The organism is Methanomassiliicoccales archaeon, assembly GCA_026394375.1.
Classification (GTDB): Archaea; Thermoplasmatota; Thermoplasmata; order Methanomassiliicoccales; family UBA472; genus JAJRAL01.
In genome coordinates, this window is record JAPKYJ010000021.1 from 68529 (window position 1) to 87019 (window position 18491).

At 60.1% G+C, this 18491-nt stretch carries 20 protein-coding genes; 6 read left to right on the top strand and 14 right to left on the bottom strand.

The features are described from left to right. The first annotated feature begins 17 nt into the window (after positions 1 to 17). The 3 genes from ade to hpt all read left to right on the top strand — a co-directional run bounded on the left by ade (position 18) and on the right by hpt (position 3383). On the top strand, positions 18 to 1649 hold the full coding sequence (ade, locus tag NT137_05280; protein ID MCX6652748.1) for an adenine deaminase: 1632 nt from the start codon (positions 18 to 20) through the stop codon (positions 1647 to 1649). Positions 1650 to 1725: 76 nt separating this feature from the next. Continuing rightward, a complete protein-coding gene (locus tag NT137_05285) occupies positions 1726 to 2388 on the top strand; it encodes a phosphoribosyltransferase (protein MCX6652749.1) in 663 nt (220 codons plus the stop codon). 434 nt (positions 2389 to 2822) lie between these two features. Next, entirely contained in the window at positions 2823 to 3383 is a 561-nt protein-coding gene (gene hpt / locus NT137_05290) for a hypoxanthine/guanine phosphoribosyltransferase (protein ID MCX6652750.1), read from the top strand. Here hpt and NT137_05295 read toward each other — a convergent pair. Together NT137_05295 and NT137_05300 are read right to left on the bottom strand one after the other, a co-directional pair. Then, positions 3376 to 4158, bottom strand: coding sequence for an ABC transporter permease (locus NT137_05295; GenBank protein ID MCX6652751.1), 783 nt, complete (start codon positions 4156 to 4158; stop codon positions 3376 to 3378). The two genes, hpt and NT137_05295, sit on opposite strands and share 8 nt — an antisense overlap. Beyond that, entirely contained in the window at positions 4155 to 5066 is a 912-nt protein-coding gene (locus tag NT137_05300; GenBank protein MCX6652752.1) for an ATP-binding cassette domain-containing protein, read from the bottom strand. The genes NT137_05295 and NT137_05300 overlap by 4 nt, the downstream gene beginning before the upstream one ends. Before the next feature lie 94 nt (positions 5067 to 5160). Here NT137_05300 and NT137_05305 point away from each other — a divergent pair, with 94 nt between their 5' ends. Next, positions 5161 to 6777 carry a tripartite tricarboxylate transporter permease gene (locus tag NT137_05305; GenBank protein ID MCX6652753.1) on the top strand — a complete coding sequence of 539 codons (1617 nt, stop codon included), beginning with the start codon at positions 5161 to 5163 and terminating at the stop codon, positions 6775 to 6777. Here the strand turns inward: NT137_05305 and NT137_05310 are convergent. The 8 genes from NT137_05310 to NT137_05345 all read right to left on the bottom strand — a co-directional run bounded on the left by NT137_05310 (position 6746) and on the right by NT137_05345 (position 12535). After that, on the bottom strand, positions 6746 to 8923 hold the full coding sequence (locus NT137_05310; GenBank protein ID MCX6652754.1) for a hypothetical protein: 2178 nt from the start codon (positions 8921 to 8923) through the stop codon (positions 6746 to 6748). The genes NT137_05305 and NT137_05310 overlap by 32 nt on opposite strands. Then, positions 8920 to 9165 carry a hypothetical protein gene (locus NT137_05315; protein MCX6652755.1) on the bottom strand — a complete coding sequence of 82 codons (246 nt, stop codon included), beginning with the start codon at positions 9163 to 9165 and terminating at the stop codon, positions 8920 to 8922. Before NT137_05315 ends, NT137_05310 begins: the two co-directional genes overlap by 4 nt. A 33-nt stretch (positions 9166 to 9198) precedes the next feature. Then, entirely contained in the window at positions 9199 to 9429 is a 231-nt protein-coding gene (locus tag NT137_05320; protein ID MCX6652756.1) for a helix-turn-helix transcriptional regulator, read from the bottom strand. 35 nt (positions 9430 to 9464) lie between these two features. Beyond that, positions 9465 to 10106: a DUF2284 domain-containing protein gene (locus NT137_05325; GenBank protein ID MCX6652757.1), complete on the bottom strand. Its 642-nt coding sequence runs from the start codon at positions 10104 to 10106 to the stop codon at positions 9465 to 9467. 79 nt (positions 10107 to 10185) lie between these two features. Beyond that, on the bottom strand, positions 10186 to 10932 hold the full coding sequence (locus NT137_05330) for a hypothetical protein (GenBank protein MCX6652758.1): 747 nt from the start codon (positions 10930 to 10932) through the stop codon (positions 10186 to 10188). Between the two features lie 89 nt (positions 10933 to 11021). Then, positions 11022 to 11876: an alpha/beta hydrolase gene (locus NT137_05335; GenBank protein ID MCX6652759.1), complete on the bottom strand. Its 855-nt coding sequence runs from the start codon at positions 11874 to 11876 to the stop codon at positions 11022 to 11024. Next, positions 11873 to 12133, bottom strand: coding sequence for a DUF5678 domain-containing protein (locus NT137_05340; protein MCX6652760.1), 261 nt, complete (start codon positions 12131 to 12133; stop codon positions 11873 to 11875). The genes NT137_05335 and NT137_05340 overlap by 4 nt, the downstream gene beginning before the upstream one ends. A gap of 75 nt (positions 12134 to 12208) precedes the next feature. Further along, a complete protein-coding gene (locus NT137_05345; GenBank protein ID MCX6652761.1) occupies positions 12209 to 12535 on the bottom strand; it encodes a hypothetical protein in 327 nt (108 codons plus the stop codon). A gap of 102 nt (positions 12536 to 12637) precedes the next feature. Here NT137_05345 and NT137_05350 point away from each other — a divergent pair, with 102 nt between their 5' ends. Continuing rightward, the gene (locus NT137_05350; protein MCX6652762.1) at positions 12638 to 13639 is read left to right on the top strand and encodes a hypothetical protein; all 1002 of its coding nucleotides are present in this window, start codon (positions 12638 to 12640) and stop codon (positions 13637 to 13639) included. 65 nt (positions 13640 to 13704) lie between these two features. Continuing rightward, a complete protein-coding gene (locus NT137_05355) occupies positions 13705 to 14685 on the top strand; it encodes an MBL fold metallo-hydrolase (GenBank protein ID MCX6652763.1) in 981 nt (326 codons plus the stop codon). 22 nt (positions 14686 to 14707) lie between these two features. On the opposite strand, the gene NT137_05360 is transcribed toward NT137_05355, so the two are convergent. From NT137_05360 to secY, 4 genes are read right to left on the bottom strand one after another with little or no spacing between them, the layout of a single operon-like run. After that, positions 14708 to 15721, bottom strand: a complete 1014-nt coding sequence (locus tag NT137_05360; GenBank protein ID MCX6652764.1) for an RNA-guided pseudouridylation complex pseudouridine synthase subunit Cbf5 — start codon at positions 15719 to 15721, stop codon at positions 14708 to 14710. Next, positions 15703 to 16245 carry an AAA family ATPase gene (locus tag NT137_05365; protein MCX6652765.1) on the bottom strand — a complete coding sequence of 181 codons (543 nt, stop codon included), beginning with the start codon at positions 16243 to 16245 and terminating at the stop codon, positions 15703 to 15705. The genes NT137_05360 and NT137_05365 overlap by 19 nt, the downstream gene beginning before the upstream one ends. Beyond that, on the bottom strand, positions 16242 to 16907 hold the full coding sequence (locus tag NT137_05370; GenBank protein MCX6652766.1) for an EMC3/TMCO1 family protein: 666 nt from the start codon (positions 16905 to 16907) through the stop codon (positions 16242 to 16244). Before NT137_05370 ends, NT137_05365 begins: the two co-directional genes overlap by 4 nt. Before the next feature lie 2 nt (positions 16908 to 16909). Continuing rightward, entirely contained in the window at positions 16910 to 18490 is a 1581-nt protein-coding gene (gene secY, locus NT137_05375; protein MCX6652767.1) for a preprotein translocase subunit SecY, read from the bottom strand. Position 18491 lies beyond the last annotated feature (1 nt).

The following is an 18491-nucleotide window of genomic DNA, read 5'->3' on the forward strand; positions in this document are numbered from 1 at the left end:
CCGTGGCTGTCATAGTCATGAAGAAGACTGTCGTCAAGGGGAACCTGGTGGACGTCGTGGGAGGGATGGTCTTCCCGGCCCAGGTTACCATGATCGACGGCAAGATATGGTCTGTGGAACGATCGAACGTCAGCTATGATCGCTACCTAGTACCCGGTTTCATCGATGCGCACATCCATATCGAATCCTCCTTGCTCACTCCTTCCAGATTCGCGGAGGCGGCGGTGCCTCATGGGACTACTGCCACGGTCTCGGACCCTCACGAGATCGCCAACGTCCTAGGTACGGAGGGAGTCCGCTACATGGTCAAAGATGCAGAGGGCGTGCCCCTGCGCATCCGCTACACCGCCCCCTCCTGCGTTCCAGCGACATCCTGGGAGACATCGGGAGCGAAGCTCGGCTGGAGGGAAGTGCGAGAGCTGCTGAGGATGAAGGAGTTCGTGGCCCTAGGCGAGGTCATGAACGTTCCCGGGGTATTGGCGGACGATCCAGAGGTCATGGCCAAAATCGAGGTCGCCCAGCAGATGGGCAAACCGGTGGACGGTCATTGCCCCGAGGTGATCGGCGATAGACTGGACCGCTACATATCCGCTGGCATTAGCACGGACCACGAATGCATCTCCGCGAAAGAGGCGGAGGAGAAGCACCGCAAGGGCATGCTCATACTTGTGCGGGAGGGTTCGTCCTCCAAGAACCTGGCGGCGCTCATGCCCTTCGCCAAGGCACATTCGTGCTGCCTGGTTTCCGACGACTTGCGGGCGAGGGACCTGCAGAAGGGGCACCTGGACCTGCTCCTGCGCAAGGCGGTGGCCCTGGGCATGGAACCGGTGCACGCGCTTCGAGCTGTGACAATGTGGCCTGCCGCCCATTACCACCTTCCCGGGGGGCATCTCTCAGAGGGGGAGGTCGCGGACCTAGTGGTGCTGCGGGACCTGAAGGACTTCCAGGTGCTGCAAGTGTACATCGGCGGCGATCTGGTGGCGGAGGACGGTCTGCCCAAGTTCCAAGCACATCCCCAGGTGTTACGCACCGGCATCCGCCCCCCCGGCAAAGAGCCGGAGGCATTCGTGATTCACACTCAGAATCAAACTGGCCGTGCAAAGGTAAGGGTCATCGGCATGCTGGGCGATCAGGACATCAGCAAGGCGGAAGAGGCGGTACTGCCGATCGTAGATGGTCAGATCAAGAGCGACCCCGGACAAGACGTGCTGCTCATGGCCGTCGTCAATCGCTATGCCATCGCACCCCCTGCTTTGGCGTTCGCGCGGGGGCTCGGGCTGAAGAAGGGAGCTATCGCGTCCACGGTGGCGCATGATTCTCACAACATCATCACCGTGGGCGTCGACGTCGCGAGTCTGGCCTTGGCGGTGATGGGCGTGGCCGAAAGCGGCGGATACTTCGCCACCGATGGGCAGGAAAGCGTAGCTCTACCTCTTACAGTGGCAGGGTTGATGAGCTCCGAGCCTTGCGCTACGGTGGCGGCAGGCGAGGAGCGCATGATGAGCTTCGTGCGCGCCCTCAGTTGCACGCTGCCGGCTCCCTTCATGACCTTGTCTTTCCAGAGTCTGTTGGTGGAGCCAGAGTTGAAACTGAGCGACAAAGGGCTGTTCGATTCGGTCCGCTTCCAGTTCGTGGACGCGGTAGTCTGACCGAACTTTGTTCCGGGGGCAGAAAAGTCTTTTTCCCTCCAAGCCGGTCGAGGTCGAGGATTCAGGGGGCGATTCGATGGCTAAGGTGGAGAGCTTCAAGTGCAAGTTGGTCACGTACGACGAGATCTCGCGTTGGACTTTGGACGTGGCGCGGCAGATCCAGGATTGCCGTTGCAAGCCGACGGTGATCATCGGCCTGACCAGAGGGGGTTGGGTTCCGGCCAGACTGCTGTGCGATCATCTGCATGTCAAGAAGCTCTACGCGGTCAAGACCGAGCATTGGGGCGTGACGGCGAACCAAGATGGAAAGGCGCTGTTGACCCAGGAGCTGAACGCTCCCATAGAGAACGAGGACGTGCTGGTGGTGGACGATATCACAGACACCGGGGAGAGCCTGAAGCTGGCCATCGCCCATCTGCAGGAGATGCATCCGAAGACGATCCGCACCGTCACATTACTGCACATCACCCATTCCAAGTTCGAGCCCGACTTCTACTCCGTTCGGGTCCCGGAGGAGGAGTGGACCTGGTTCGTGTTCCCATGGAACCTACACGAGGACCTGCGGACTCTGCTACCGAAGACGCTGGACGAGGGCAAGACCGAGGGAGATGTCTCCAGAGCTTTCAAGGAGCAGTTCCAGATTGATGTTGATGAGGGCCTGGTCCGCTCCACCCTCAAGGATCTGGAAGGGGAGGGCAAAGTGCGTCGTGTCGGCAGGATATGGATGAGAGCGGGTTGATGTGACACCGCCAACCAGGTTCGTCGGCAATCTTTATGAGATGGGTCGCCAGAAAACCCACGGACTTTAGTCGTGGGGTGAATGGCGACAATCTTAAACATCAGACAAACATACCTGGTGCATACAGAAGTTTCCAGACACCTCGCAAGAGGTAAGGCACTCTCCGCCCGGGAGAGTAAGACCGCTGAAGCTCTGGGCTAAAACTTCGAACACATCGCTCTATCGGGCACGAGACTGGCAACGGTCTGCGGGAAAGGTATTTGAACGCTCCCGATGGAGTAGGCCGCCGTGGCAGATGCCACCCTGCTTTGCAAGCAGGAGTCAGCCGACCGAATGTAGCGTGCCGTGACACCTTGGATAAGGCCGAGCATAGTTACAAGCCCACGATCTTGATCGTGGATAGCTAACCTATTCGCAAACGGAACAGCGGAACGATGAAGCTGGACCTACTCAAGAATAGTCTGGAAGCGGCCCCCATCGTGCGGTTGGGGAGCTACGATTACTTTGTGCACCCCATCACTGATGGTATCCCCAGCATGCCGCCTGAGCTTCTAAAGGAGGTATTGGACGCCCTGGTGGAGGTAGGCGACTTCAACTGTGATCTCATCACCGCACCAGAGGCCATGGGCATTCCTTTGGCTGTGCCATTGTCCTTGCGCCTTGGCATCCCCTACAACATTATCCGCAAGCGTCGGTACTCGCTCCCCGGCGAAGTGCAGGTTCATCAGATCACTGGCTATTCGGAGAAAGAGCTCTTCATCAACGGGATCAAGGCGGGGGACCGGGTGGTCCTGGTGGACGATGTTCTGAGCACCGGCGGCACGTTGCGAGCGGTGGTACAAGCGCTTCAGAATATGGGCGTGGAGCTGGTTGACGTGATCGTGGTGGTGGAGAAGGGCAGGAACAAGTCGAAGCTAGAGAGCGAGCTGGGCTTGAGGATCAAGACCCTGGTCAAGGTGGAAGTGCGCGAAGGACGTCTGGTGGTCCTTAGCTGACCAGACGTCTCCTCATCAGCCACACCGCTCCGTAGAACGCCACCAAAGTGATGACCAGCAGATAGACCAGGCTGTACAGCGCCGACCAACTGAGCATTCCCAGGCTGAGATCGCGCATCATCGAGGCCACGTGCGTCAGCGGGAATCCCAAAGCGACGTCCCGCACCCATCCTGGCAGCACATCCAGAGGGAAGAACGTCCCGCTGAACAGGAACATCGGGGTGATGAACAGGAAGAACGGATAATTGAACGAGTCGATGTTCGGCACCAGGGCGGTGAAGATCATGGCTATCGAGCCGAACGCCAAGCCCGCCAGAAGAGCGATGAAAGGTATGAGAAGGAGACCAGGGAAGCTGGCCAGCCCGAACATCGCGATGACCAGCATGACGATAGTGCCGTTGATGAAGCTTTTCGTGGCGCCCCAGAGTATCTCGCCCGTGATCACGTCCTCGATGGTCAGAGGGGTGGCGACCATCGCATCGTACGTCTTCTGGTAGTGCATGCGCACGAACGAGCCGTAGGTGCATTCGAAGAACGCCCCGTACATGGCGGAAATGGCCACCAGGCCAGGGGCAAGGAACTGAGCGTAGGAGACGTTCTTGTATGGATCAGGCAACGTCACCAATATTCCGAACCCGAAGCCCATGGCCAAGAGATAGAGGATCGGTTCCAGGAACGAGGGAAGGAAGTTCGTCTTCCAGGTGACGAAGAAGACATCCCGGTTGCGCTGCCAGACGGTCCAGGCGCGCAGGCTGACGTTCTCCAGCAGGCTCATTCCTTCAGCCCCCTGCCAGTGAGCTTGAGGAAGACATCCTCCAGGGTGGCGTCGCGGATAATGATGTTGGCCTGCGGGAACCGGTCCAATAGCTGGCGACGGGCTTCCTGGTTCTCATTGGTATAGATATAGAGGCGGTCCCCGGCGCGCTCCTGCGTCCAACCGATGGAGCGGACGAAGATCTCCACCTGTGGATCGGGATTCAGCACCTCCACCACCCCGTTTCCCACCTTGTCCAAGATGAGCTGCCTGGGCGTGCCCTCTACTAGGATCTTGCCCCTTTCCATGATCACCAGGCGGTCGCAGAGCTGCTGCGCTTCCTCCATGTAGTGCGTGGTAACGACCACGGTCACGTTGCGTTTCTTCAGTTCGCGCAACTTATCCCAGATGACATGCCTAGCTTGAGGGTCCAGTCCGGTGGTCGGCTCATCTAGGATGAGGATCTTGGGATCGTTTATGAGGGCGCGGGCGATCACCAGCCGTCGCTTCATACCGCCAGATATCTTGTCGATCGGAGTGTCTTCTTTTTCAGTCAGCTGCATGAAGGCCAGCAGTTCATCAGCTCGCTTCTTGGCGACGTCCTTGTCGATACCGAAGTAGCGCGCATAGACGATGAGGTTCTTGAGGACCGAGAAGTCCGGGTCCAGGTTATCCTCTTGCGGGGCGACGCCGATCAGCGACTTGATCCTGCGTTGCTCCTTGCTCACGTCCATGCCTTGCACTTGCAGGGTGCCTGACGTCAATGGCGACACGCACTGGATCATACGGATGGCGGTGGTCTTGCCCGCCCCGTTCGGTCCGAGGAAGCCGAAGCACTCGCCCTCCTTGATGGCGAAGCTGATGGCATTGACGGCCACCAGGTCCTCGAAGCGCTTCGTGAGCTTCTGGGCCACGATGACGTCGTTCATCTCGCCCCTGAACACCGAGCATCGGTAATAAACCTCTTCTGGTAAGCTTAGAGTAGACGTGGGCGAATTCGACCATCGCCCTTCTAAGTTATTCGTGGAACTCGGATTGATGGTGCTCGCTCTCTCGTTCTCGGTCAGCGGCAGCGTCCTCGGCGCCTGCAGCGGCATGACGCCAGGACTGCACGTGAACACCCTCTCGCTTCTCCTCGTCTCTTCTTATCCGTTGCTTGAGCCATCGGTCGCTAGCCTGTGCTCCAGCTGCTTGGTCGATCCCGTCCTCGCCCCGCTTTTGGTCGCCTGCTTCATCGTATCTGCCGCCGTCACGCATTCCTTCGTCGATTTCGTTCCCTCCGTGTTCCTGGGCGTGCCGGAGGAAGGAACGGTCCTGTCCATTCTCCCCGGGCATAGGCTCGTGCTGGCGGGAAGGGGCCTGGAAGCGGTCCGCTGCGCGGCGACGGGCAGTCTCGTCGGGGCGCTGATAGCGGTCATCCTGGTGCTTCCGTTGCAGACGCTCATGCTGCCGCCATTCCAGGTCGATTCGCTCATCAAACCCGGAGTGCCGTTCCTCTTGCTGGCGGTATCGGTGGCATTGGTGCTCTTGGAGGGTGGAAGAGGGGGTTCGGTGGCTTGCTTGGACAGTCGGAAAGGGCGATGCACAGCGGTGCCAGGGCTCATCTCCATCGTTGCCCCGGTCCCCATCGACGGTGAAGACGTCGCCCTCGTAGGGATGATCGTTCGTCGGGGCGCAATCGGCAAACGATACCTGCGCACAGCTCACGGCGAGTTCCCTTTGCGGATCAGAGCCTCCTTGCCAGAAGGCCGTGTGAGGCTGGAAGGCAGATGGCTCGTGCGCAAGCGCTACGCACCTACCATCGCCATCGCTGGGACGCTCTTCCTCCTTTCCGGGGCGCTGGGCTTCGCGGTCATGAATGGCCGGGTCCCCGGCGGCGACATCTTTCCAGGCCTAGGACAAAGCATGCTCCTGCCCCTCCTGACCGGCCTCTTCGGTTTCCCAACCTTGCTCCTTTCCGCGCGCTCCGGCTCCATCCCCGAACAGGTCGATGGAGAGCAGGGACCGGTTCCCGTGGGACCGGCGGTCCTGGGCACTCTGGGCGGGTTCTTGGCCGGTTGGCTACCAGGCATCACCTCCACGGCCGCCACGGTGGTCTTCGCCCCGCTCGCCCCCGGTGGAAGAAGGGATGCCGCAGCCAGCGCCAAGCGCTTCATCGTGAGCGTATCTGCGGTAGGCACGGCCTCGGCGGTCTTCAGCATACTGGCCTTCGCCCTCCTGGGCAAGGTGCGTAGCGGCGCCATGATAGCCGTCCAACAGCTGATCGGAAATGGCACCGACTTGCTGGCGCTCTTCCTGCCCCTCTTCCTCCTCTCCGTTCTCGTGTCCTCTGCCCTCGGCTATCGCCTCACCATTCTTCTGGCATCGAAGCTCGCTCCCCGTCTGAGCGGGATGCGCCTCGGGCTGCTCAATCGCTTCCTGCTCTTCGTTCTGGTCATCCTGGTGATGGCGTTCACCGGGGTTCCGGGTCTGCTGGTCCTGGGAGCGGCGACGCTTCTGGGCCTGCTGCCGCCCAAGCTCGGCCTAGGCCGGGTGCAGCTTACCGGTTGTCTGCTGCTGCCTATCACTCTGGCGCTCTTCGGTCTCGACGAATCTTTGGCTGGCCTGCTCAGCGGTCTTCCTCATCTGCCCTTCTTCTGAGCGCCTCGAAGCTCCAGCCGAACGGGACCAGGAGGTCCGCGGCGGAGCGAAGCAGCAGGTCTTCGTACTCGCGGACATCGTACTCCTCGCCACCATCGATGAAGGAGGCGGCCTTCACCCGCTCCCAGGGGTTGCGGCTCTCGCCATCGCAGATGACGTACTCCACCGAACGTCCCGGCGGCACGGGAAAGCCCATCTCCTCCATCTGCTTGAGCGCGGCGTAGGAATGCGTGAACTGGGTGTACTCCTCGAAAGCCTTGGAAACGCGTTTGCGCAGCACCAGCTTGTCCAACGGAACGCCACGTTCGCGTAGCTTCGCCAGATATGAATCCATCACTTCCAGGGCGTTCGATATCAGCCCTTGGAACTCCTCTATGCCCGAAGCGCGTGAGAGCACCGCCAGCATATCGTTCTGCAGCTCCCTTGCCAACGTTATGGTGTCGCTCTTGCGCAGAGCGATGCCGCGCAGCTTCAGCTCGCCGTTCTCGAAGAGGCCGTAGTAGCGGTTGAGGGCTCCGACGCCCGTGGTGCTGGCCGGCAGGAAGACGATCCATCTGTACACGCCTTCCAGCTGCAGCGGTATGCCGATCTCCTCGCTGACCGAGGAGCAGAACTCGACCGGATCTCCTTCCCCCTGCAGCCAGAGCGAGTCCACGATCCCGTGCAGGATGTGGAAGCCCCTTTCCTCAGCCATCTCCGAGGTTCGCAGCAAGATGTTGCGTCCGTAGGCGTTGATGCTCTCATGACACTCGATGCGTCCGAAGCGGGCGTTGCGGTAGCCAGTGTAGCCGAAACAGGTCACCAGCACCCACTTCAGCAGCGCCTGCCTCTGGTCGAACACATCCCTGTGCGGCGCGTTCGCTTTGACCAAACGCTTGAACTCCATCCTCCTTTGGATGATGGGACGGAGGACCCTGGGCACCAATCCCAGCTGCCTCTGGCAGATGCGGTAACCTAGCTCGGGAACGAGCTTCTCCGAGGCAGGGCAGCAGGGGCAGTCCACCGTCTCCGGGGAGATGTTGTGCCGCACCATTATGCTCGGGTAGAGGGAGGTGAAATCGACCTCCGCCACTCTTTCATGGATACCGACCACCGGCTCGTAGATGAATCCCCCCCGGTCGGAGACGAGCAGCTCCCCGGCGGTCTTGAACCCCTCGGGCAGGTTCTTCTTCCACAATACCAGGTGGCCATCGCGTATGGCCTGGTTGACCTGCATGGCGCTGATGGCGCTGCCCGGTGAGAGACGAGATAGGTCCTGCACCGGAATGAGGCACAGCCGGGAGAGATCGACCAGGCCATAGATGCCGCTCTTCGCGTAGGTGTAGGAGGCGGCGGCGTCGATATGGATGCGCCCTCGCAACTTATGCGCCGGCGGCTTGTACACGATGCGGCCGTAGGTGAAGTAGCTCTTGCCCTTGGCCTTGCGGAAGCCCGCCTCCCGACCGAGGTCGAACGTCATACCATGGAGCTCGGCGCGCTTTCCCAGATACTCCATGTAGAACTCATCCCCGCCCTCAGTGTAGATGATATCCGGGTCCCTCTCTTCGACAAGCGCCCGGAGGTCGCGCAGTACGTTCTCCTCTGTTCCATCCAAGACGATATCGTCCACTTTGACCCGATGGATCGCATCGTCCATCGTGGGAATGCCTCGAGCGGCATCCACCTGCACCTCCAGCTTGAGGGCGCTCAGCGGCGGCAACGGGTAATCGATCCTCTCCTGCGCATCGAGCATGCGGAACTTGGTGTCGACCTGCACCAGGCCGTTCGGGAACACCATTCGCTCAAGGAAGTAGCGCTGATTGAAGCGCAGGTCGACGTTGTAAAGCTCGTAGTCGCGATAGTGGCCCCAGGCGTCCACCATCTTCGCCACCTGCGACAGGGAGCCGTAATCGTCCAGAGCGATCTTGAGGAACGGTCGCTGGACCTCGTCCATCAACGTGGTGCGCATCTCCAGCGAGGTGTCGGAGACGTCGATCATGCGCAGCTGCTCCTCCAGCCCCCTCAGCTTTTCCGTGGGAGCTCGTACGTAGAACGAAGGAACGAAATGCCGGTCCACCAGGCGCTCGATGCCCTGCTCCGTCTTGAGCCAGATGACCATGCATCCGTGCTCGTAGTCCGGGTAGCAGTCGATGATCCAGCCTTTCATCGGACTTCGCTCTTCCTCAGCCTGCGAAGCTCTTTCTCCTGCTCCAGGAGGATGGAGAGCAACGCCCCCTCCACCGGATCGGAGAAGGCGGCGTAGGTGGAGGCGGAGGCGTGCATCCTCGCTCGGTTCACCATCTCATCGAACACCTCGCGGTCGTCCTTTGGCAACGCTCTGCGATAATCGGCCCAGCTCTGGATTATGGACTCAAGGGTCATGCGATACGTGGGAACGGTGCGGCCCATCTCTACATCACGTGCAGTGGTTCGGTGCGCACGTTATAAAGAGCTGAACGGGAGAGATGCCCGAAAGTGAGCGTGCCCGCCCTTACCCGGTCGATCATCGAAAAGGAAGAGCTCGTCGATGGACGTCTTGAGCGCTTTGGCTATGGCATAAGCTAGGTTCAAGGGGGGTTTGTGCTCGCCCTTCTCGATGAAGAGGACGGTCTCCCTGCGCACCCCCACCATCTTGGCGAGATCCTCCTGGGTCAGGCCGTATCTCGCCCGCAGCTCCTCGATCCTAGGGTTTTACGCGGAGGAAGCGCCTAATCGATGAGCACTAGAGCGAAGGAGACGATGTTGGCATGCACGATCTTGCCATACTCCATGTCCTTGCAGGGTATGGTAGAGATGTCCCAGCCAGCCTTCCTGGCCGTCGCGAAGACGTCCATGCCCGCGGACTCCATGCTCGGGCGCACCTTGTCCATGTGCCTACATAGCCTCTTCATGCTCCGATCCACCGGGCCCGAGCTCTCCTCCGCCACGCAGTGCTCGCAGTAGATGCAGGGGTAGGCGCCGAACCCGAACGCCTTGTAATAGCCGTCGTAGAAGGCCGTCTTCTCCAGCTTGTACAGCGTGTCATGCACCCAGAGAATGAGTTTCTTATACAGGGGGTGGAAGTCCTCAGGTATCTGCTCTGGGTCCACGCTTCTCATGTCCGGCACGCCCTCGAAGCGAAGCAGCAGGGCGGTGCGGTAGTCCTTCAGCATGCGTCTCGTCTCCTCTGGTGAGGGTGCGTAGGGAGGACAGGAGAGATGCTTCCCATAACCCTTGCAGCCCCAGCCGCACTTGAACCCGACCCAGTCCGCGACCACGACCTCCTCGGCATCGATCTGCCTGGCCTCAGCCCCATTCTCCTTGGCTAGGGCGATCAGCTTCGCGACCTCATCCTGCAAGCGTACGACCATGGCGGTCACTCTCGCACTTTGCTACATCGACCCTGGTATTTAGCAATGATTCGACGCGCTAGCAACAGGATTGCGCGGTTCACCCGAACTCGTCCAAGGTGCGCTGGTAGTAAGGCACTGGATGATAGAGCATCTGCCTGCCTTCGTTGACCAGTGTCAGGCGCAAGGCGGAGCGCGCGTCCTCGATGCGCAGCACCCGGTCCGCGGAAGAGTACATCAGGCTGCGCAGGCTCTTCTTGTAGAGCAGCTTCGACAGGCCGAAGTTCGTGACCAAGGTGATCAATCCGTATCTTCGAGTGATGTCCTGTATCGAGGAGATGCAGCGCTTCATGAGCTGGAAGGACTCGGACCACCACATGTCCTTATCTTGGAACAGGTCCGGGAAGCAGGAGACGACCAGCATGCCGGCGCGGGAGCGGCGCACCTCCGCTTCCATCATCTCCTCTATCAAGGTGACGAGCTGATAGGCGGTGAACGCTCGGGAGACATTGATGCTGTCCAGGACCTCCTGGGCATCGACGCGGAAGCGTTTGCAGATGCCCGCCAGGGCGTAGGGGTTGATGGAATTGCCCCCGTCCACCCACACCACCTCCTGCCCCTCGCGCATCACGTGGTTCACGCTGAGCAGGTGCACCAGGTCGAAGAGGAGGCGGTCGGAACTGTCCACCAGCGTCACCTGCGAGGACGAGAACCCGCCCAGAAAATCGTCCAGGGCAGCGATGGACGTGCCCACGGTCCTCGGCCTAAGCTCCGCCATCGGAGGCTCCGTTTCCTCCAGGACCGAGGGTACTAGTTCCGGGGCGATCGCTTCAGCATATTGGTTCATCTGCCTCCCCGCTTCCCTCTTTGTCCCTCAGGTTATAAAGGGGTGGAGGGGGGAGATATCCGAAAGTGAGCCAGATGCCACGAGGCCCCTCAGTTTCGTCTGGATTCGGGGGCGTTCCACGCCTCATCCACGCGATCGAGCCACTCGCTCACCAATGCGTCGAAGAGTCCCACCTGCTCGAACTGCAGGTTGTGCCCGGAGCGATCGAGCACCGCGAACGTGCCGCGGGGGTACTTCTCCAGCAGCTTCCAGGCGTCCCGGTATCCCACGACATGGTCCTGCCTTCCCGCGAGAACGAGCGCAGGGTGATGGAAGGGATGCGAGATCTCGTCCACATCGAAGCTGAACGCATATCCGTTCTCGAACAGCTGTTGCTGGAACCGCTGATCTCCCGATGTCTTGCCAGGCATGACGTCCTTCCAGTAACGGTCCAAAGTGTCCTGGCTGAGCACGACGCCGATGTCCGAGAACCCCTGCGCCGCCTTGCCCGCCCTATCTAGGATGCCTTCCTCTTGTACCAGCACCTTCTTATGCGGGAGTTCGCGCTTGGACGGGGAGGCGAAGACCAGCGGACAGATGAGCAGCATGCCCTTAACCGATTCCATGCGCTCCCGCAGCAGGCCGCGGGCCAGGTAGCCGCCGTACGATTCCCCGGCGATGGCGAAGCTCTGCTCTGGCAGCAGGTTGTCCACGAAGCGCACCATCACGTCCAGCATCTCGTCGGAGTCATTGACGCCCGGGATGCGTGGTGATTCGCCCATGCCTGGCAGGTCCACGTAGATGCGCTTCCATCCCTTCTTGAAGGAGAAGAGGGGTTCCAGGCAGCCCAGCATGACCGCGCTGTCGAGGGAGAAGCCGTGCAGCATGAGGATGGGATGGCCCTCACCTCGGACCTCGTAGTGCAGTTTTCCTTCGCCGATGTTGCGGAACATATGTCTGATCAACGCCTGGCATAGCCCACGTCCGTGGCCATGTCCACGGGCAGGACGAAGTAGATGGAGTACTCCTTCTCGCCCAGCAGCTCGCGCGCCTTGTCGTCCACTTCGATGCGCGTGCTCCCGGTGCATATCAGTCTCTGCTCCGAGACGGCGATCCATTCACGGGGGTGCTCCTCGATCAGGTCGAGGTAGTTCTCCTTGAACCAATCGTCGTTCTTGAAGTCATCTTCGCTCTCGTATTCCTCATCGTCCTCGCGGGTCATGGTACACCTCCGCTCTCAGAACATCAATTCAATGGTTCTCAATGGATAATATTCTTTCTCTCGATAAGCCACCGTTCAGTCCCATTCGATGGGGTTGTCGCAGTTCGGGCACTTCTTCGCGTCCGATGGTATCGGTTTCTCGCAGCGTTCGCAGACCACGGAGAACTCGTTGTAGTCGGATGGAGCGGGCGCGTTCCTGCGCTTGGGGTCGAAGATGATGCGTAGCCCCAAGAAAGCCAATACTATCCCCGCCACCTGCAACAGCATCATGTAGAGGAACATGTCGTTGGAGGATGCGTAACCCTCCAGGACCACCGTCCAGCCGAGGATGATGAGCGGGATTCCCAAGAGAAGCAGGAGGTAGCCGCTGGCGTTGGCCTTTCTCTCCTCTGGGGCGGTCACGGACAATCGAACGGGCCAGGGCGTACTTCAACCTTCTCAAGGTCGTAGCTCGCCGAGCGAATGCATTATCATCCCCGGCCAAGAATCTTGGGGGCGAGGAGAATGACGGATTGGATGGCGCGGGTCAAGGGTGACTCGACTGACTGGCTCTTGAATGAGGACAACCCTTCCGTCCGCTATCTGGCGCTAAAGGACCTGCTGGGGAGGAGGGAGAGCGACGAGGAGCTGTCCGAGGCGAGGCGGCGGATAATGGAGATGGGCATGGTCCCCAGGGTCCTGGCCAAGCAGCGCCCAGAGGGCCACTGGGGGAGGCCCGAGGATTTTTACATGAGGTCCAAGTACAAGGGGACGGTCTGGAATCTCATCCTCCTGGCGGAGCTTTCCGCTGACCCCGAAGATGCAAGGGTCAAAGCAGCCTGCGAGTTCGTCCTGCGCTGGAGCCAGGAGCGGGCCTCGGGCGGGTTCTCGGTCATGGGCAGCGTAGAGGCCGGGGGGAGAAAGGGCCAAGTCCTGTCCTGTCTCACAGGGAATATGGCCTTCAGTCTGATCCAGCTAGGGTATGGCGAGGACCGGCGCGTCAAGAAGGCGTTGGATTGGATCACGACCTATCAGAGATACGAGCTGGTCTCCCGGGCCCCAAGGGTCTGGCCATACCTTTACGAGCGTTGCTGGCGCGATCACACCTGCCGCTCCGGGGCGGTCAAATCCCTCAAGGCCTTGGCGGAGGTGCCCGAAGGGGCGAGGACCAAGGAGATGAGGGCGAGGATCGAGGAGGGGGCTGAGTACATCCTGGCCCAGCATATATTCAGGAAGCCGCCTGACCTGGTCGAGGTTTCCAGGAAAGAGTGGCTGAACCTCGGCTTCCCCCTGATATGGAACACCGATGTCCTCGAGATACTATGGATCCTGGCGAGACTAGGCATCAGGGACGAGAGGATGCGCGAGACGGTCGAGGCGGTTCTATCCAAACAGGGCGAGGACGGGCGATGGAGGCAGGAGAACCGCTTCGAGGGGCGCTTCATCACCTCCATCGAGCGCAACGGGAGGGAGAGCAAATGGGTCACCCTCAATGCCTTGAGGACGCTGAAGGCCCTATCCGGATGAAGCTCGCCCACTTCCAGCCGGGTATGCGGTGCAAGTAAATAGGGGAGCCTCCATTGGTCGCTTAGATGGAAGGGGATGCGCTCCAGGTGCGCCTGGGTAACGGTATCGAGTTCAGCGGCCCACGGGAGGTGAGGTTCGATCCCCGGCGCATCGAGGCGGGGGCGGTGAACTGCATCTCGCATGCGCATTCGGACCATCTTCCCAGGAGCTTCGAGGAGAGCAAGGCCATAGCATCTCCGACGACCCTGCGCTGCGCTTCGGAGCGCGTGGGTCGGAACATCGAGGCCGCGAGCTGCGAGCAGGTGCAGATGCACAGTTCTGGGCACATTCCCGGTTCCACGATGTTCCTGGTGGATGGGAGCAAACGCCTGCTCTATACAGGTGATATGTGCCCCCGGGACCGCTACGGCCTGGAGGGAGCTCGACCGATCAGCACGGACATCCTGGTCATCGAATCGACCTACGGCTCGCCTTCCTACGTCTTCCCGCCCACGGAGGAGATGGCCGACGTCTTGCGCGACTGGGTCCGCGACTCTCTTAACCAAGGATATTCGGTGGCGCTCTTCGCCTATCCTCTGGGGAAGTCGCAGACGTTGCTGCGCATGCTGGAGGATTTCGAGCCTTACCTGTATGGAACGGTGCTCAACATGACCCGATTGGTGGAGGAGGAAGGTGCGGAGCACGCTCTCAGGTACCGGCCGTACTCGAAGGAAGCGGCGAAGGAACCCTTCCTGATGATCTGCCCCACCAACGTCAAGGACTCCAGCCTGATTGCATACTGGCGCAATAGGAAGCTTCGCACCGCCGCGGTTTCGGGCTGGGCATTGGACCGCTCCTACCGGTATGCGATGAAGACGGACGAGGCCTTCGCCATCTCCGACCATGCGGACTTCGAGGAGCTGCTGCAGTTCACGAAAGCGTGTTCACCGTCCAAGGTCTTCGTGCAGCACGGCTTCGATAAGCAACTGGCCATGGAGATACGCCGACGGTTGGGCATCGATGCGCAATCGATGACGAGGAACCAGCGCTCCCTGAGTGAGTTCTGAAGCACGACCGTCGGTGGTAAGATCAGTCCATCTTCTCCGTGTCTTCTGGAGCAGCCTTTATCCGAGGCGCCGAGGTCTCCCACATCTTAGGATAGGTGCTGGGGTCCATGAACACCCGCTCGGTACTGGCGGCAATGCCTTCCCTGGCCCGAGACATCTCCTCCGAGGACATGAGGGCAATGCCCATGCCCACCCCTTCTCCTTTGAGAGAAACGAAAGCGACCGTTTCGCCCTTGGTGATGCCCTCTTCCAGGCGGACGATGCCCACCGCCGCCAGGTCGGCGCCGTGGCAGAGGGCGTCCACCGCGCTGTCCTTGACCACGATCTTGCGAAAGGGATCGAGGAGGATCTCCATGGGCCAGATCATCTTCCGCAGCCACTTACCCTCGCCCTGCTTCCAGAAGACAAAGGCATCCTTGAGGTCCTGCAGTTGCACGGCGTCCTCTTCCTTCATGCCACCAGAGCGCACGCGGCGGAGGTCCTCCATGTGCGCGCCCACGCCCAGGGCATCGCCCACGTCCACGCACAACGTCCTCACGTAGGTACCGGCGTCGCATTGCATCCGGAAGAGGACATCCCGTCCGCTCATCTCCAGGATGCGTAGGGAATGTACCCGGCGGATGCGCATCTGGCGCTTGACCGCGGACCGGACCGGCGGCACCTGGAAGATATCGCCCTCGAAAGTGAGCATGATCCTTTTCAATTTCTCCGGCTGGACGTCGCGATGCAGGCGCATGACGCAGACATATTCCTTGTCCGAGCGGAGGACGAGGTCGGTGCCACGGGTCGCTCTTCCCAGAGCGATCGGCAGGACGCCGCTGACCTTCGGGTCCAAAGTGCCCCCATGACCGATCTTGCTCACCTGCAGGATGTCCCGCACCCAAGCGGTAACCTGGTGCGAGGTCGGTCCGGATGTTTTGTCGAGATTGATGATGCCCGCTTGAAGTAGTTCTTCCACGCTCCGCTCCGAGGGCTTCTTGCCAAACGGGGTGATGAGGGGATCGCGGTCCTTCACGATCATGCGCGCCGTGGCCATACCTCCAGCTTCTTCATGATGAGGTCAACCACCTGCTCCGGTGTCCGATGCGAGGAATCGACCACAAGATCGTACACGCTCTTGTCGTTGATATCGATGCCGTAGTATTGCTTGTAGCGACGCGCCTCGCAATTCTCCCGCTCCAACATCTCATCCTTGATCCTCTGGATATCTTCGTTCTCTCGTTCCTTGATACGTTCCGCCCGTGCGTTCGGCGCCGCGTCCAGATAGACCTTGAATGCGGACGGGTCTTTCTTGCTCAAGAGATGTCCGGTCAGCCGACCTTCCACAACGACGTTCTGGAGAGCGAGGGCGCGGGAGAGCATCGATTCGTCCACAATGCGATCATACTTAGGATCGTTCTCCGCCAGCTTTCCGAACTCCGCCAGACTGAGGTTCGATTCTTTTGCCATCTCCCGGAAGAAGGTGCCTGAGATGAGGCACTCCGCGCCCAATCTCCGGGCCAGAAGCATGCACACCGTGGTCTTTCCAGAACCGGGGGGGCCGCTGATGGTGATTCTCATACCTTACCTGCCGCAAGTTCGTTGAGGCGCTTTCTGAAATCATAGTAGCGCAAGGAACGTGCCAGCACTTGTCCGAAGGGAATGCTCGCCAGAGAGTAGAGCAAAACCCAGTTGGGGAAGAAGACGGTTGTGGCGTTGAGATCCACGCTAAAGGACCATGGTACAGCGATAATGGGGCTGCAGACATGGGTCATGAAGACCGCTATCCAGGCGAAGATGGGCACGACCACGATCATGGTCACCGGCAGCAACTTCAGCTGCGCGGTGGAGTTCTTGAGCGAGCGCTGCATGATCTGGGGCTGCTGTTCCATGAGCTTCTTGGTCTTGAAGGTGTTGTTCTCCAGGCGCGCCTTGCGCAGCTCCTGGTTGAAGGCGCTCATTATCTTCTGGCTTTCCGCCTGCTCCACATAGTCGGTGAAGAAGTGGCGCACCACCACCGTCAATCCGGTCATGACGATGCCTGCCAGGAAGAGCGTGAACACCGGATACTTGCCGCCGAAACCGATGAGCGGCTCCAACCCATACCCTACCAACGCTCCCAACGCAGAGCGCAGCGTCGGGTCGAAGAGCACGAACATCGCCAGCACCAGAGCGAATATGGTGGCGAAACGGGACATGCTCGGACCTCCGATCGATTTCGAAGGAGCGGGTGTTTCCGTCATGCCTATTCACCCCCGAAGAACTGGCGAAGCACTGGATGCATCTCCATCATCTGCTCCCGGCTGATGGCCTCATAGAATTGAATGAGGATACCGACGGTCAGCAGCACTCCCGTGCCGGAGGCGTTACCCACCGTTCCCACTAGGTCCGCTACGGCCGCCAGTATGCCTACCGTGGCTCCGGATATCACCGTTACCACAGGAATATATCGTTCCAGCACCCGCTTGAGCACTCTGGGATCGCGCCTGAAGCCAGGGATCTGCAGTCCCGACGATTCGATCTGCTTAGCTACCGCTTCCGGTCCCATGTTCGTGGTGGATATCCAGAACTTGGCGAAGAGGATGGAGCCGAGCACCATGACCGTCATATAGGTAACGACACGCGCTGCTATCTGGAAGCCGTTGTGCCCGAGAGCCAGATAGCCATATCTATCTGGGCTGAGGGCGGGCATGAGCCAGTCGGCCAGTCCTCTCGGGGCCGAGAGATACCAGGCGAGACCTCCGGCCGGAGAGGTCGTTCCCGGATCATAGAAGCCCAGCCACCACTGATGGCCGATGAGCGGCAGTCCCTGCAGGGAACTGGATGTCCATAACAGCAGGGCGAACATGCTGATGTTCGCCAACAGCGCGGACATGAGGATGACCGGGATGTTCGAGGCGTAGAGCAGCTTGATCGGGTAGCGACCTCTTGCCCCTCGAGCGGTGCCGTGGGCCAAGGGCAGCTCGATGCGCATCGATTCGACGTAAGCTACGAAGAGGAAGATAGCTATCGTGCCGATGAGCGCGACCACTGGATTGGGATTGGCCAGTATGATGCGCTCATAACCACCTCCGGTCAGCCCGGAAGCAGGCGTTTCGTGCAATATGTAGAACGTTTTGGGTATCGTGCCAGCCGGAGGATTGCTCAGGCTCAACGGCACACCTGCCTGAGACGGGTTCCAGTTGAGCGTTCCGGTGAATATAGCCTCCGCTACTCCGGCGGCGATGAAGAGCGATATGCCGCTACCGATGCCCCATTTGGACACCACCTCGTCCATGAGGAACACCAGGTATGAGCCAATGAACAGCTGCAGCACGATGATGATCTTGGCCATTTCCGCGCCGCCGATCATCGAACCCGCTCCTAGGGCATGGTCCAGCCCGCTGACGAAGCCCGTAGAGGGCACCAGGTAACCGAACACCTGGGGCACGGCCTCCACGAGGATCATGATGAGGACCAGGAACTTCTGTGAGCTCTGGTAGACCGCCTTGTCGTCCGAGTTCGTGAGGTCCAGCTTGATGATCTTGGCGCCGACGAACAGCTGCATGATGATGCTCGCCGTGACTATCGGACCGATGCCCAGGTGCATCAGCGAACCCTGAGCACCGGCAAGAATGGCCCGGTATTGGGCGAAAAGGTCCAGAGTGTTCGCCTGGTCCAGGCCGTAGATGAAAACGTTTGTCATGACGAAGTAGAAGACCAGAATGATGATGACCCACAGCATCTTGGTCCGGAAGTGCACGTGCCCTTCCGGCTTGGCCACCGCGGGGATCCTGTCCGTCAAGGGTTTGAACTTGTACAGGAGGCTCTTCTTCTCTTCGGCCATG